Source organism: Acetobacter aceti NBRC 14818 (assembly GCF_000193495.2).
GTDB lineage: Bacteria > Pseudomonadota > Alphaproteobacteria > Acetobacterales > Acetobacteraceae > Acetobacter > Acetobacter aceti.
Genome location: NZ_AP023410.1, coordinates 3,411,606 through 3,425,168, shown reverse-complemented (window position 1 = coordinate 3,425,168; position 13,563 = coordinate 3,411,606). Strand labels below are relative to the sequence as shown.

Here is a 13,563-nt window from a genome sequence, read left to right as displayed (position 1 = left end):
ACTGACTTCCCTGAGAAATCCGGCTAATCTGACCTTAACCTTTTGATCCCTGAGGAGAGTATCCCGATGGATATGTCTGTTTTCCAGTCTGTAAAACGCCGTGGTTCACGGGCTCTGCTGCTCAGCCTCACCGCTGCTGCGCTGGCCGCCTGCACTGGTCAGGCAGGAACGCCCATCGCACCGGGCACCTATCCCCCCGGCACGCCGCTCGGCGGCACGTGCAAGGCCGGTCTCTATACCTGTCAGCTTCCGCTGGCCTCACCAGTTGGCGCGCCATGCAGCTGCCCCGGACTGGGTGCAGCCTCCTATGGGCAGGTCTATCTCAAATAATAAATTGCAGAAGGGCTTCCGGCATGGCATGGCCTGAGGGCTTTTTGCCACGCCGGAGGACCATCCCTCAGCATGTTCTGCGGGCAGCCGGTCTGGTATAGAGACGCGAAGATCGTTGCCGGTCTTCTGCCGGACAACAGAGAGAGACCGTAACGCATGAGCTTCAGTGACGACCGTTATTCCCCTTCCCGCGCCTCGGCGGGACGTCAGAACGGAAGCTCGAATGGCTTGTCGTCCATCCTCAGACTGGGAATCTGGTCTGTCCTGTATTTTCTGTTCTACATGGCGCAGCAAATCGCTGAACTGCTGGCTCCCCTGCTCCTGATCGCCGGTGTCGGCTGGGCCGCTCTGCCGCACGTCGTAAACGCCGTGTCCTCAAGCGCGAGCCATGTCGATGCACAGGCTCATGACGTGATGTCGCACGTCTCAGAGGCTATTCCGCATGAAGTCATGATGGGGTCACATCTCCTGACCCCGTCAGGCCTGATCTTTGACGGCATCCTGCTTATGGCGGTTGCCGCTTTTGGCGCGACCCTGTCCGCCATTGCCGCCCGCTCCATGTAAAATCTTTATCTGACGTTTCACCGACAGGCAGAAACACGACAGGGCAAAACCTGCCGCCAAAGAGAAAAGGCTCTCCTGACCAGAGAGCCTTTTCTCTTTAATTTCAGAGCAGATTCAGCGCTGGCCAGAGGTGACGCAATGCCCCGAACCAGTGCGTGCATGCGGCCAGCACAACAACGGCTCCTACGCCACTGGCAATCCATGCCTTGCGCCAGAAAGCGGGGCTCTCAAGAAAAGAACCAGGCCCATCGTCAGCATGTTCGACACGCTTGAGAACATCACTTCTCAGGCGGCTGGATATATCAATCGCCGGCGTGACATACCGCGGAGCAGCGGCAGGTTCTTCCTCTGTCTTGGCCTCTTCTACTGTTTCAACATGCTCGGAGGGCGCTTTCTCTTCTGCTGCCTCAGCATGATCCCAGACCGCTTCATGATGTTCCTCAGCAGAAGCAGGTGTTGCTCCTTCATCTGATTCAGAGACACGATCCCACACCGGCACCCAGGGAGCAGCCGTCGTCTGTTCCGTATCTTCCGAAATGTGAGGTTGGGCGCTTTCCTGTCCGCCAGGATTATTTCTGGCAGCCCGCAGACGCGTGATGACGTCATCGAACGCACCATCCTGCGGCACTGGTGACGGCAGGTCATCAGCTGACTGTTCGTCACTCTTTTCCACATGATCCCGGAACGCTTCGGCTTCATGCTCTGCATGCGGCTGCCCGGAGATGTCTTTCAGGTGATCCCGATTGTCGGAGCTCTCAACCAGGTTTTCATCCTGATAACCCGTACCGGCGAAACGAGTATTCTCCACACTGAAATGTTCGTCGAGATCCTTTTCCCGCCATTCATGAGGATCTTCCTCCGGCTTGGTCCCAAAACCGGTCGGCTGCGACGCCGATGATTCAGGCTCATCATCCCAGATACTGCGATAAACGACTTTCTTCTCTGGCGCAGCCGGTTCAGCAAGCCGCGGTGCTACCGGGGAAGACTCAATAGGGAGATCGAGAAAACTGAAGGGCTTTTCGTATCCGTCTTCCGAGGCTTCAGAGCCTTGGGAATTTGAATGTGTCTTGTCCTGAAGGGGCGTGATGCGCGTAGAGAAATGCTGGTTAGTCGGCGATTCAGAAAGAGTGGAAAATTTCTCCTCGTCCGGCTCGACAGCGGGCTGTGGCGCAACAGGCTCCTGCACTTCGGCTGGCGGCGCTTCGCTGTGCGACTCACTGTCTGACTTCTGCTCTTCCGTCCGATCAGGCTGGCCTGCTTCTTCGGCCGCCGGGACATCCGGCACTGCTGCAACAGGCTCAGGGACCTCTGCTGGCTCAGCGGCCTGTTCCTGACGGATTTCCTGCTCTTCATTCTGAACGGGCGGTTCGGATTGAAGCGGTTCTTCGCGAGGAACCGATGTCGAGTTTTCCCCGGCAACAGGCGACGGTTCAGCTTCCACCGTCTCAGCTGCAGTGGCTGGTGGCGTGGCAGTCTGCTCTTCCTGAGCTTTTACCGGCTCAACCTGCCTGGCTGCAGAGTGTTCATCGGGCAGTGGCGCTTCCGGTTTCTGAGACTGTGATTCAGCAACTGATGGGGCAGGATGAGCCTCAGGAGCCACACTGGTGGCCGGCGCTTCTGCCTGAGCTTCAGTTGGTTCGGAGGCCGCTGCGACGAACTGATGATCCGGCTGAGAAACTGTCTCTTCAGGTGCTTTCGGCTGTTCCGAGGCCGCAGATGAAGCCGGAGTTTCCTCTGACACCGCGGCAGTATCGGGAAGAGCCGGCTTGGCTGGTTCCGCAGGCACAGACGTCGCCACCTGTTCGTCCGGCTGAGGAACGACCGGCTTCTGCACCGGGGGCAGCGCTGGAACAACAGATGGCGGATCTGCGGTTTCAGCAGCGGATGGCGGGACTGCCTTGACAAACCAGCTGGCGCCGCATCCTGCACATTTCAATGTCCTGTCCTTCATCAGGTAAGACACAGGCACATTATATTTGATGCCACAGGACGGGCAGACAATCAGCATCCGGGTTCCTCTCTCGTGCTGCGCAATCGCTCTGGCCGCAGACACGCACAATCCTCGTTAAACAGTATGCCTTGTAATCGGTTCCCAATTTCTAAACATGATCCGACAACGGTGAAAGAGGAAGAAAAGCCCTCAGGTGAAAATCGACAGTTTCTCCGGCAACACGTTATGCTATCGCGTGTTTCTCATGACTGATCTCATTCTTCAGGGAGTATGCCTTGCATGATCCGGCTCCGTGACGTCTCCTGGCATCACGGCACTCTGCCGCATGAAGGTCAGGCCACACTCAGAAATATCAGCCTTGCGATTCCGCAGGGCGGCTTCCGCTGGCTGCTCGGCCCTTCCGGCGCAGGCAAGTCAACGCTGCTGCGTCTTCTGCATATGGAGGCGCTGCCCCGCTCAGGCGACATGGAAATTCTTGGCACCGAAATCGGATCGCGCAGCAAACGTTCCACCCTCGCCCGCCTGAGACAGCGAATCGGAATGATCCATCAGGATTTCCGCCTGATGCCAACCCTTTCCGTCGCCGATAACATCGCCCTGCCCCTGCGGCTGCAGAAGCGCATGGAAGGTGAAATCGCACAGGAAGTGGATGCTCTGCTGGACTGGCTGGGACTTGTTGAACGCAAGAAAGCGCGCCCTGTCGAACTCTCGGGCGGCGAGCAGCAGCGGACGGCCATTGCCCGCGCCGTGATCATGCGTCCAAGCCTTCTGCTGGCGGATGAACCGACGAATGCCCTGGAGGACAGTCAGGCGGCACGTGTTATCGGCATGCTGAGAGAACTGTCGGATCTGGGAACCACCGTCATCGTCGCAACGCATAACGATACGCTCGTCCAGCGCTTTCCCGCACCTGCGCTGCAACTCAGGCAGGGGCGGTTGTTCTCCGATGAATAAGCACAAACGGGTCCGTGACGGCCTTGCGCTGTCCCGGGCGCTCCCCGACCGTAGCCTGCTCACCATGGTCGCCGCCATGAGTCTGCTCATCGCGCTGACCTTCACAGCTGCCGTCGGCGCCCAGAGCCTGTCCGAACGATGGGCGAGAGGAGCTGCCAATCTGATCACCGTGCAGGTGCCTGATCCGGACAAGGCACCGGTGACAGACAGTCACACCACAGGTGGTTCTCGCATTGAAGCGGTGCTCGGTACACTGAAAACAGCGCCGGATATCGTGCAACTGCACAGACTGGATGAGCAGGAACTCGATGCTCTCCTGAAACCCTGGCTTGGCAATACAGGAACGGCGGCGCTTCCTCTGCCAGCCGTGATTGAGGTCGATCTTACTTCAGGCGGCATCTTGTCAGACGATCTTGTGTCGACCCTCACCACCATCGCGCCAGGCACGCTCATTGAGAAGAACGATGACTGGCGCTCCCAGCTTCACACCGTCGCCCGCAGCCTGTTGTTCTGCGCCGGGCTGGCTATAGCGCTTGTCGGCACGATCGGCGCAGCGGTCATTGGAATGGCGACCCGTCTGGGGCTGGGCTCGCGGCGTGAAAGCGTGACCATTCTCCACGAGTTGGGCGCATCCGACGGCTACGTCGCCCGACGTTTCGCCTCCCGCGTGGCTGGCCTGTCTTTTCTGGGCGGTCTGGCCGGAACGCTGGTCTCCCTCCCCCCGATCGCCATCCTTAGCCACCTCATGGCGCCTTTTTCGGGAGCCGTTTCGACCACCACGCAAAGTGGGGAGAACTGGTTTCCCATCCTGAAAGACTCTCTGCTGGCCTTCTGGCATGGAGCCGCGCCACAGTCCCTTATGATCGGACTGGGCTGCATTCCTTTTGTCGTCACGCTGATTGGGTGGATCACGGCGCAGGTCATCGTGCGGGTATGGCTGCGACGACTTCCATGAAAACAAGGCAGGCCAAATGGGGCTGGTGGCGTGCAGTGGGTCTGTTCCTCACAGCTTGCATCTCGTTGTTTGTTATCGGCTTTGGGCTCTTTCTCCGCAGCGCCCTGCGTGCCCCCGACCTGCCACCTATTTCAGACGGAATCGTCGCCCTGACCGGCGGCAACGGACGGGTGGAAACATCTCTTTCGCTGCTGAAACAAGGCCGGGGCCGCCTGCTGCTCGTCTCAGGTGTCGACCCCAAGGTCACGTTGCAGGAACTGGCACCCGATCTTCCCGCGGGACTGAGCGAGCGGATCACTCTCGGTCGCGAAGCTACTTCTACAGCTGGCAACGCCACGGAAACGAAGCACTGGGTGAAGGCGAACAAGCTGCACAGCCTGATCATTGTCACTGCCGGCTATCATATGTGGCGGGCAGAAGTGGAAATTGGACGGATGCTGCCCGGCGTTCGTCTCAGTCCCTATACTGTGCAGCCCCCTGCCATGAAGCGTCCTTTCACACGCGGCACATGGAATTTGCTGTTGCGGGAGTATGGCAAGTTCCTGCTGGCCTGCATCGGTCCGGTCAAGGCGTTCCGGCATACGGTGGATGCGACCTGAGCAGGCCATCGGCCCACCTTCAGTGATTTCAGAAATTCAGCAGCACGCCCGTGAATGTTTCTTCCACCACACTCACAGGTGTGCAGTCCGCCCGTTTTACAATCGCCGTATTGCGAATCACGGAAGCGGATGGCGGCGGCAAGGTGTTTTCATTCCACAGGCGAATGTTTTCGAGCGTTTCGCGGCTGATGGAAAAAGGCCCCACGACACGCCCGAACGGCACTGTTGTCGTATCCAGTTTCCGGGTCATTTCCGGGGTCAGCCTTTCCGGGGAATACCAGTTTCCAGCATGCGCCACAGCCAGATCTCCGCAGAACATGGTGACATGCCGGTAGCGCAGAGGTTCATTCGCCTTGAAAATACCCGCAGCGATGACAGGAAGTGGAGCCTCATCTTTTTGCTCAACCTGCACCCTCAACCGGACAGGCGGTGCGCCCAGACCGTTTTCTTCACACCATATCTCCAGAGCAATCGTGGCGCTGGAGGCCTTGAGCAGAGCCATATCCAGCCTGCTGATCCGATCAAGAACAGTTTCCGTCATTCAGCTTCCACCAGACGACGCCTCAGACTGAACGTTCGTTTTCCTACAGTCAGCGGAACGCCTCCCCACAGATTTTTAACCGCCTCAAGAATGACCACACCGCCACAGGCAGGCAAGACCGTCTCTCCGGCCCGTTCAATGGCCGTGCTGAGACGCGGACTACGCAGAAGGGGAAACAGCGGCGGATAAAGGGCCGTTTCGCATGTCTCGACGTGGAACATGCCTTCCTGCAATAGCCGACGCACCTGACGCTGGGAGTAAGGCGTTCCCTGCCCATACGGCGTCGTATCGCTCAGCGCCCACAGACCGCGCCGGTTGGGGACTATGAGAATGAGTTTCCCGTTATCACGCAGGACTTTCCACACTGAACGCAGAAGCTCGCGTCCTGACGGTGCGGTTTCCAGCGCGTGCACCATAAGGATCCGGTCAAATGACAGATCGGGAAAAGGCAAATGACTGCAACTGACAACGCAATCAGCCTCATGACGGTGCAGCATCGTGTCGGGAACCGTTCCGAGATGAGCGGCTACCGTCAACGCCGACTGATCGCGCCATTCCGACAAAAAAGGCGCTGTATAGCCCAACCCGAGGAGGTTAAGTCCCCGAAGATCAGGCCAGCGGGCTGTCAGACGCCGGGCAAGAAGACGCACCACTCCGGCACCCGCCGATGTGTCATAGAATACGTCAGCAGAACGAACTTCATCCAGCATGATGCGTACAGTATCATAAGTCATCCAGACGCAGCACCACCGGAGTTTCGCCATGTCGATTACCGTTCTGCCCATTCCGGCTCTTTCCGATAATTACGTCTGGATGCTGACGGATACGGAGACCGGCATGGTCGGCGTGGTCGATCCCGGCGAAAGCGCGCCGGTCCGGGCGGCCATTGAGGCGCATGGTGGACGGCTGGACACCATTTTTCTGACCCATCACCATGCGGATCATACAGGCGGTGCTGAAACGCTGCGTGACCGGTATGGTGCCCGGATTGTCGGCGCGGCAGCAGACGCGGCCCGTCTCCCTGCCCTTGATCAGGCCGTCCGTGCCGGGGATCGGGTTGCATTCGGGGACAGTCAGGCTCTGGTGCTGGAAACGCCGGGACACACGCTGGGACATATTGCCTATTATTTTGATGATCCCGCCTCGCTTTTCTGTGGCGACACCCTGTTCAGTCTGGGATGCGGCCGTCTTTTCGAAGGCACGCCGGAACAGATGTATGCCAGCCTGCATGAGTTCGACGCCCTGCCAGACGAAACGCTGGTGTACTGCGGTCATGAATACACGGCTTCCAATGCGCGCTTCGCCCTTTCCGTGTCACCTGACAACAAGGCGCTTCAGCAACGTGCAGAGGAAGTCTCCCGCTTAAGAGCGGAAGGTCGCCCGACTGTTCCCTCCACTCTTGGATCGGAACGGGCATGCAATCCTTTTCTACGCGCTTCTTCCTCAGCCGAATTGGGTAAGCTGCGTCGACAGAAAGATCTGGCGTGAATTCCACGTCAGAAATATTCTTTTATCAGCCACAAGAAATTTCATTACATGCCTGATTTTTCCAGGAACAGCGCAAACGCTGCGGCTCAAAGGAAATGTAATATTATCGTTATAGAAAAATCCATTTTCATGTAAATGTATTACATATTTTATACTTCAAATTACTTACTGACAAAATAATAAAATATGATACATTTTATGGAGATAAGTTTCTTTTTCGAACCAAAGCTTCCGGATTGCATGATGAAATAATAACGAGAAGCCAGTTTCCCATTCTGTGCTGCGGTTCAAAACGTCCATTACAGACAGGATATTTATGAAAGCTGTTTCTGGCTTTTCCTTATCTTTCCAGTGCCGATCAGTCGTTTATCCGGTGTCTGCAGGCGTAAACCTGCGGACTGTTCGTGCGCGTCCGGACTGGAAACTAATCTTTCAGAATCAAAACTTTTATCAATATCAATGGGGACACCATGAGCAATCTGATTGCCGACATCTGGAACATAGGACGTAATATCGAAACCAGTCTCATTCAGTCGGCAGATGATTTTCTGAATGACACCGGCATCAATCAGATCTGGAGCTCTCTGGCGGCGTTGCCAAGCAACATCCTCGACAACACGACCCCAAATAACCTGCTGACATTCCTTAATGACGATACGGCAATCCCGGTTCCTACCCATCAGAATCTCAACCAGACCCCTACAGTTTCCCAGTTCCTGAACGCAGCCAATACTGAATATGCCCTGACAGGCACACCCAACGGCATGTCTCCGTTTCTCGTTAATGGTCAGCAACTGGCCGTGATTGATGAAGCCAGCGGTATGTCAGCCAAGGTCTGGGTCACTGACAACGATCAGGTGATTATCGCGTTTCAGGGGACGGGCGGCGGCTTCAATGCCATCACCAATCCGGCAGCTGTCGCGACAGGTTTTCTTTCAGACGTCCAGATCTGGAACCAGAGCGTTTCGCAGGCGCAGAAAGATGCCTTGTCCTTCACGCATTATGTCGTGGACATGGCCCAGAAGCAGGGCATCGACACCAACAACATCTTTGTCACCGGTCACTCGCTGGGCGGGATCGAGGCTTCCTATGTTGCCCAGCAGACGGGTCTCGGCGGCATCGCGTTTGAACCGACCGGTATCCCTTCTTCCACAACAGCAAAAGGCGATGGTTCAAATTTCGCCAGCGTTGTGACTTATGGCGATCCTGTCGGAGAGTATGCCAACGACACCATGCCGGGCTCATCTTTCGTGACATCCATGCCCGTTGGTGCTGCAGGCGATTTCAATCATTACGGTCAGGTCGTCATGCTGGGCAATCCGGCGGACAATGCCCCACTGGCCGCAGCCGTCAGCAACTGGAATGCCAGCTCAATCGGAAATGTCGGTGAACTGCTCAGCGCCGCCTCGTTCGCAGGATACCATCTGCCGGGCACACAGGCAGCCGATATGGGCATCACGATGACCCCCTATGTGTCTCTTGGCGATACGACACATTACCAGAGCGGTGCAGTGTTCAATGTAGGCAATGACAGCATTGCACAGCTCCTGACAGACAATGCCGACCGCACGTCCAGCCTTGCAAGCTGATTAACTGCGAGGCATAGCGATCAGGGAGAGACTACCTTGCCTTTCCCTGATCGCCACGCTTCCAGTAACGTGGCCGCAGGCAAAGACCCTATCGTCCACTCGCCTTTTCTCAATCTCAGCGGCAGGGCAATGATCGTGTCCGGAGCTGTTGCCTCTCCGGCTTTTTCTGTTTTCGGTGGTGACTGAAGATTTCCCTGCGCCCTGAAACGCTCGATCAGCATTGTCATGTGATGCACTTCCGGCGTGACCACATGCCCCACCATCATCGCATCAACGACTTTTTCCAGACCACGTAAGGTCAGGTCGAAATCACCCGTCGCGTCGCGCTGCCAGACGAGTTTTCCCGTGACAGCGACAGAGGACGGTCCAAAGCGCGCCTCGCCAATATGTAGCACCAAACCTCGGTCGCCATCTTCCGTCTCACTGGAAGAGAGCGCGACATGCACTTTCTCCGTCAGATTGCCAATACTGGGCCATGTAACAGGTAATGTGACAGTCTCGACGGTCACATCGGCCGCCGCACCCTCCAGATGGTTCTGTTTCAGATACCATTCCGTTCTGCCTTGGAGTTTTCTCAAACCGACACTGAACGGAAGAGCCGACTGTCCCAGAGGGAAAGGCATAGCATACACTTCAAGCCGGTCATCATCCGCCGTAAAGGCAGCATGAATTTCCCCGCCACTGTTAGTGGCACCAACAGCCGCATGAAGCCCGCTTCCCGTCAGTCTGAATGCAGCATCCGGATGGGCAGAATCGTGTCCCAGCAAAAATGCCTGCTGTCCCGCAAAATACAGTCGCACTAATGAGGAAAACGGCGCAGCGGGCGATACGGTCACGGCGTCACCTCCGTAGACGAGACGCGTGTCTTTCAAAGGGCCATCCAGACGTACATCACGCAGCGTCACCTGCCACGGAAATGCGAACAGACTGCCCCCCGATACTCGCCAGGAAACACTCCAACCCTGCTTGAGAAGAGTTTCACGCTCCGCATCAATTTTTTTGATGAGACTCTGTCTGGCGACCATCATTCCGGCACAGCCTGACACGACCAGCACCAGACCCAGTCCAATGGCCATAAAGAAGCGCATGCGATTTTTCAGGTGACGCTCCTGCTTCCTCGCCCGTTATCCAGTTTGTACCCCACCTCAGTTTCAGGGGCCAGATGTCGGAACTCGTTCAATAAAATCCCCCGAAATAGTCAAGGGCAGCGTAGGTTGACAAAACTTATCCACAATTCATCAGTCAAAGCATCCACGTTTTCTGAAAAGTTGTTTTCCTTGAAACATCAGAAAAGAAACATCCAATTGGATAACGGATTTTCACAGAAAACCGCTGTCTTCTGCGAAAAAATCGCAGAGTATCATTTTTATGCAACAAACCGGCTTGACTTCATTGAAGCGTGGAAAAAGCAGGAGATTTCACGGATCAGGTCCAGAACCATGTAAGACGCCATTTTATCCCACAGAGTTATCCACAAGGGTATCCCCTGACGATTAAAGACAGCCTGTCAAGCGTTCAGACGCGGCTGCGCGTTCTGCCAGGCCCGTTCAATGGCCTGAAGCATCTCTCCGCGCCCCTTGGCCTGAACCGGATCTCCAATGACGACCGAGATGGTTCCGGCCCGCTTGAGGAAACCCCGGTTCGGCCAGCACAGACCGGAATTGGTGGCAACGGGATAAACCGGCAGGCCAGTATGGCGCGCCATGGCGACGATTCCCGGCTTGAGAGGAACGGTCTCTCCGTAAGCCATGCGCGTGCCCTCGGGGAAAATGATCATCTGCCGACCATCGGCAGCCGCCCGTTCCGTTTCCTTCAACAGCCCCCGCATCGCCTTGCTTCCGCCCGCACGCTGAACGGGGATCATGCCCGTAAGCTTCAGCATCGGCCCGACGAAGGGCACTTTCAGCAACTCTTCCTTCATGACATAGGTCGGTTTGGACACAAGATTCATCCAGACCAGCGTGTCAAAAGCCGACTGGTGTTGCGAGGCAATGATGAACGGCTTGTCCTTCGGGAGCTTTTCCAGCCCTTCAATATGCGTATGGATACCGCACCAGAAACGTCCACCCGCCAGATAGAATCGCGCCCAGAGTTTGGCGTAAGGCATTGCATAACGCGGCCAGAAAAGCCGGACCGGCATGGCCGCCCACCCCATCAGAACAGAAATGACGACGATATAGATCCGGAACAGAGCAGAACGGATCACGCGCATATCAGGGCTCCCAGCTGGGCCTCACGGCTGGATGAACGGGCTTTTCCGACACGCGTCCTGCGGGCCGAACAGGTGCGGATGGAGACCAGAAAAGACGGAATGACGCAAGGCAGAGCCCGAATGTCACGAGTTTCTCTTGATTCCGCAGCGATGAACGGCCAAGAACGGTAGCATGTCACTTCTAGGCTCTCTCAAGTTCGTCCTTTCCCGCCCGCATCGCGAGGCCTACCCGTTCCTTGGCGTCTCCGGCGCTGTGACGGTCGCCGCCCGCTATCTGGGCTGGCGTCGTAATTGCCCGATTTTCCGGGGCATTGGCACGGCCAGTGGTCTGTTCTTCGGATTCTGCCTGTATTTCTTCCGTGACCCGGAACGGATTGCTCCCGCGCGGGAAGGTCTGGTTCTGGCTCCGGCTGACGGGCGGATCGTGTCGATCGAAAAGATCGCTCCTCCCGTCGAACTCGGCATGGGCGAAACCCCGGTCTGGCGTGTGGCGACCTTCCTGTCCGTTCTGGACGTGCATGTGAACTGCATGCCCGTCGCCGGAACCGTGACGCGCATTGCCTACCATGAAGGCAAATTCCTGAACGCCAGTCTCGACAAGGCTTCAACTGATAACGAGCGCAACGCCATGAGCATCACGCTGCCCGATGGCCGGATGGTCGCCGTTGTGCAGATTGCCGGGCTGATCGCCCGCCGGATCGTCTGTTCCGTCAAGGAAGGCGAGCGTCTGGAGGCCGGAGAGCGCTTCGGTCTGATCCGCTTCGGTTCACGGACCGATGTTTATCTTCCCCCCGGCGTCGAGCCGCTGGTGGAAGTCGGTCAGACCATGATCGGCGGCGAGACGGTCGTGGCCGAGCTTGACGCCTGATCCAGTGCTGACCCGTCTCTTTCCCGTGACACGGGAGCCTTTCGTTCATGGCTGAAACAACAAGGCGCAGACGTCGTCGTCTGCGCGGCAGCCGTCCGGTTCGGGCACGTGTCCGCGGCCCGTCCTTCAACCGGCTTATCCCCAATTTGCTCACCATGCTGGGCCTTTGCAGCGGTCTGATGGGGATGCGTTTCGCGCTGGATGGCCGGTTCCATCATGCTGCTCTCGCCCTTCTGGCTTCGGCGATTATCGATGGGCTCGACGGTCGGATTGCGCGTCTTCTGCGCGGCTCCACCCGCTTTGGCGCAGAGTTTGACAGTCTCTCGGATTTCCTCTGCTTTGGCGTGGCGCCCTCTTTCGTGCTGTATATCTGGGCCCTGAAAGACGCTGGTCGCTACTCGTTCCTTCCCGGCATTCTGTTCACAGTCTGCATGGCGCTGCGTCTGGCACGCTTCAACGCCAGTCTCGACGGCGAGGAAGAACGCCCGAAATATGCGAGCAACTTCTTCACCGGCGTCCCGGCTCCAGCAGGTGCAGGGCTGGCTCTGTTCCCGCTTTTTCTGGGTCTTGAAGCAGAAAAACTCGGTTATACCAGCCTTTACGAAATGACTCGGCTGCCCTGGTTGCCGATCCTGAGTCTGATTGGAACCGCGTTTCTTCTGGTGTCGACCCTGCCGGTCTGGTCATTCAAGAATTTCAAGGTTCCGGCCAAATATGTCCTGCCCATGATGCTGGGTATAGGGGCATACCTTGTAGCACTTGTGGCGGATCCCTGGGGCGTTCTTGCGGGCATGGGCGTGGTTTACGTCGCCATTCTTCCGGTCAGCCGAATGAGCTTCCAGCGCCTCAGAAGAGCCGCTGAAGCCCTTCAGGAAGACGAGGACGAAACCCAGTTGGCTGAGCATACAACTCTTCCAGAGCACACTGCTCACCACTAAGGGCAGAGCCCTGCTCTCAATACGACCAGCTTACTGACGCATGCTGGTCGGACCTACGCTTCCATGATGGGTGCAGGTGTTGGGGAGAGCAGGTTTACGATCCCTTGCAGGATAGCGTCAGGGGTCGGCGGACAACCGGGAATGGCGCAATCCACGGACGCCCGCTTCTCCAGCCCGCCGAGCACAGCGTAATTCTCGGCAAATGGCCCTCCGTCAATCGCGCAGGCTCCTACAGCGAGCAGGCCCTTGGGCTGCGGCATCGCTTCCCACGCCGCCTTGACCACGGGAGCCATCATCCGGGTGCAGGTGCCGGTCACAAGCAGTATATCCGCAAGCCGCGGCGCATCGGTGAACACAATTCCTGCTTCGGCCAAGCCATAGTCGCCCTTTCTGAGCGCCTCGACCTCAAGACTACAGGCTTCACAGCCGCCACTATCCACATGAAAGAAAACCAGCGGAGAACGTGACACGACCGGTGGCAGCGCAGGACCGGCAGGCGCAAGCAGGGATGTAAACAACGCGCGGATCAGAACAGTCGACACGGTAACCCCCTCCCTCTTGGCCTGTCACAGAA

15 protein-coding genes are annotated in these 13,563 nt (G+C 57.2%); 9 read left to right on the top strand and 6 right to left on the bottom strand.

From position 1 onward, the window contains the following. The first annotated feature begins 66 nt into the window (after positions 1-66). Entirely contained in the window at positions 67-330 is a 264-nt protein-coding gene (locus tag EMQ_RS15685) for a hypothetical protein (protein ID WP_010667532.1), read from the top strand. A 156-nt stretch (positions 331-486) separates the two neighbouring features. Continuing rightward, a complete protein-coding gene (locus EMQ_RS15680; protein ID WP_010667533.1) occupies positions 487-894 on the top strand; it encodes a hypothetical protein in 408 nt (135 codons plus the stop codon). A gap of 103 nt (positions 895-997) precedes the next feature. Here the strand turns inward: EMQ_RS15680 and EMQ_RS15675 are convergent, their stop codons facing one another. Then, positions 998-2,947, bottom strand: a complete 1,950-nt coding sequence (locus tag EMQ_RS15675) for a zinc ribbon domain-containing protein (protein ID WP_231367899.1) — start codon at positions 2,945-2,947, stop codon at positions 998-1,000. Between the two features lie 177 nt (positions 2,948-3,124). Between EMQ_RS15675 and EMQ_RS15670 the strand changes: the two genes are divergently transcribed. The 3 genes from EMQ_RS15670 to EMQ_RS15660 are packed head-to-tail and all read left to right on the top strand — an operon-like array spanning position 3,125 to position 5,353. Continuing rightward, on the top strand, positions 3,125-3,799 hold the full coding sequence (locus EMQ_RS15670) for a cell division ATP-binding protein FtsE (protein WP_010667535.1): 675 nt from the start codon (positions 3,125-3,127) through the stop codon (positions 3,797-3,799). Further along, entirely contained in the window at positions 3,792-4,754 is a 963-nt protein-coding gene (locus EMQ_RS15665) for a cell division protein FtsX (protein WP_010667536.1), read from the top strand. The genes EMQ_RS15670 and EMQ_RS15665 overlap by 8 nt, the downstream gene beginning before the upstream one ends. After that, complete coding sequence (locus EMQ_RS15660; protein ID WP_010667537.1) at positions 4,733-5,353, top strand: YdcF family protein; 621 nt, start codon at positions 4,733-4,735, stop codon at positions 5,351-5,353. The genes EMQ_RS15665 and EMQ_RS15660 overlap by 22 nt, the downstream gene beginning before the upstream one ends. A 28-nt stretch (positions 5,354-5,381) precedes the next feature. Here the strand turns inward: EMQ_RS15660 and EMQ_RS15655 are convergent, their stop codons facing one another. Continuing rightward, positions 5,382-5,894 (bottom strand): hypothetical protein, encoded by a 513-nt coding sequence (locus tag EMQ_RS15655; RefSeq protein ID WP_018307715.1) that lies wholly within the window; start codon positions 5,892-5,894, stop codon positions 5,382-5,384. Then, positions 5,891-6,658: a methyltransferase domain-containing protein gene (locus tag EMQ_RS15650; protein WP_010669193.1), complete on the bottom strand. Its 768-nt coding sequence runs from the start codon at positions 6,656-6,658 to the stop codon at positions 5,891-5,893. The genes EMQ_RS15655 and EMQ_RS15650 overlap by 4 nt, the downstream gene beginning before the upstream one ends. Here EMQ_RS15650 and gloB point away from each other — a divergent pair. Further along, positions 6,657-7,382, top strand: coding sequence for a hydroxyacylglutathione hydrolase (gene gloB, locus EMQ_RS15645; RefSeq protein WP_010669194.1), 726 nt, complete (start codon positions 6,657-6,659; stop codon positions 7,380-7,382). The genes EMQ_RS15650 and gloB overlap by 2 nt on opposite strands. 470 nt (positions 7,383-7,852) lie before the next feature. Then, the gene (locus tag EMQ_RS15640; protein WP_010665678.1) at positions 7,853-8,971 is read left to right on the top strand and encodes a lipase; all 1,119 of its coding nucleotides are present in this window, start codon (positions 7,853-7,855) and stop codon (positions 8,969-8,971) included. Positions 8,972-8,991: 20 nt separating this feature from the next. Here EMQ_RS15640 and EMQ_RS15635 read toward each other — a convergent pair whose 3' ends face one another. Together EMQ_RS15635 and EMQ_RS15630 are read right to left on the bottom strand one after the other, a co-directional pair. Continuing rightward, a complete protein-coding gene (locus tag EMQ_RS15635; protein ID WP_010665679.1) occupies positions 8,992-10,059 on the bottom strand; it encodes a DUF2125 domain-containing protein in 1,068 nt (355 codons plus the stop codon). 419 nt (positions 10,060-10,478) lie between these two features. Continuing rightward, positions 10,479-11,183: a lysophospholipid acyltransferase family protein gene (locus EMQ_RS15630; protein ID WP_010665681.1), complete on the bottom strand. Its 705-nt coding sequence runs from the start codon at positions 11,181-11,183 to the stop codon at positions 10,479-10,481. 172 nt (positions 11,184-11,355) lie between these two features. Between EMQ_RS15630 and EMQ_RS15625 the strand changes: the two genes are divergently transcribed. Together EMQ_RS15625 and EMQ_RS15620 are read left to right on the top strand one after the other, a co-directional pair. Further along, on the top strand, positions 11,356-12,051 hold the full coding sequence (locus tag EMQ_RS15625; RefSeq protein ID WP_010665683.1) for a phosphatidylserine decarboxylase: 696 nt from the start codon (positions 11,356-11,358) through the stop codon (positions 12,049-12,051). A 47-nt stretch (positions 12,052-12,098) separates the two neighbouring features. Further along, positions 12,099-12,989 carry a CDP-alcohol phosphatidyltransferase family protein gene (locus tag EMQ_RS15620; RefSeq protein ID WP_010665684.1) on the top strand — a complete coding sequence of 297 codons (891 nt, stop codon included), beginning with the start codon at positions 12,099-12,101 and terminating at the stop codon, positions 12,987-12,989. Between the two features lie 53 nt (positions 12,990-13,042). Here EMQ_RS15620 and EMQ_RS15615 read toward each other — a convergent pair whose 3' ends face one another. After that, positions 13,043-13,531 carry an NADH-quinone oxidoreductase subunit B family protein gene (locus EMQ_RS15615; RefSeq protein WP_010665685.1) on the bottom strand — a complete coding sequence of 163 codons (489 nt, stop codon included), beginning with the start codon at positions 13,529-13,531 and terminating at the stop codon, positions 13,043-13,045. Positions 13,532-13,563: the final 32 nt, after the last annotated feature.

What these genes read in the sequence shown, in the direction of transcription:
- EMQ_RS15685 (WP_010667532.1), top strand. Translation starts at nt 67, where the DNA reads ATGGATATGTCTGTTTTCCAGTCTGTAAAACGCCGTGGTTCACGGGCT.
- EMQ_RS15660 (WP_010667537.1), top strand. Translation starts at nt 4,733, where the DNA reads ATGGCTGCGACGACTTCCATGAAAACAAGGCAGGCCAAATGGGGCTGG.
- gloB (WP_010669194.1), top strand. Translation starts at nt 6,657, where the DNA reads ATGTCGATTACCGTTCTGCCCATTCCGGCTCTTTCCGATAATTACGTC.
- EMQ_RS15680 (WP_010667533.1), top strand. Translation starts at nt 487, where the DNA reads ATGAGCTTCAGTGACGACCGTTATTCCCCTTCCCGCGCCTCGGCGGGA.
- EMQ_RS15640 (WP_010665678.1), top strand. Translation starts at nt 7,853, where the DNA reads ATGAGCAATCTGATTGCCGACATCTGGAACATAGGACGTAATATCGAA.
- EMQ_RS15665 (WP_010667536.1), top strand. Translation starts at nt 3,792, where the DNA reads ATGAATAAGCACAAACGGGTCCGTGACGGCCTTGCGCTGTCCCGGGCG.
- EMQ_RS15655 (WP_018307715.1), bottom strand. Translation starts at nt 5,894, where the DNA reads ATGACGGAAACTGTTCTTGATCGGATCAGCAGGCTGGATATGGCTCTG.
- EMQ_RS15630 (WP_010665681.1), bottom strand. Translation starts at nt 11,183, where the DNA reads ATGCGCGTGATCCGTTCTGCTCTGTTCCGGATCTATATCGTCGTCATT.
- EMQ_RS15625 (WP_010665683.1), top strand. Translation starts at nt 11,356, where the DNA reads ATGTCACTTCTAGGCTCTCTCAAGTTCGTCCTTTCCCGCCCGCATCGC.
- EMQ_RS15650 (WP_010669193.1), bottom strand. Translation starts at nt 6,658, where the DNA reads ATGGCGAAACTCCGGTGGTGCTGCGTCTGGATGACTTATGATACTGTA.
- EMQ_RS15620 (WP_010665684.1), top strand. Translation starts at nt 12,099, where the DNA reads ATGGCTGAAACAACAAGGCGCAGACGTCGTCGTCTGCGCGGCAGCCGT.
- EMQ_RS15670 (WP_010667535.1), top strand. Translation starts at nt 3,125, where the DNA reads ATGATCCGGCTCCGTGACGTCTCCTGGCATCACGGCACTCTGCCGCAT.
- EMQ_RS15635 (WP_010665679.1), bottom strand. Translation starts at nt 10,059, where the DNA reads ATGCGCTTCTTTATGGCCATTGGACTGGGTCTGGTGCTGGTCGTGTCA.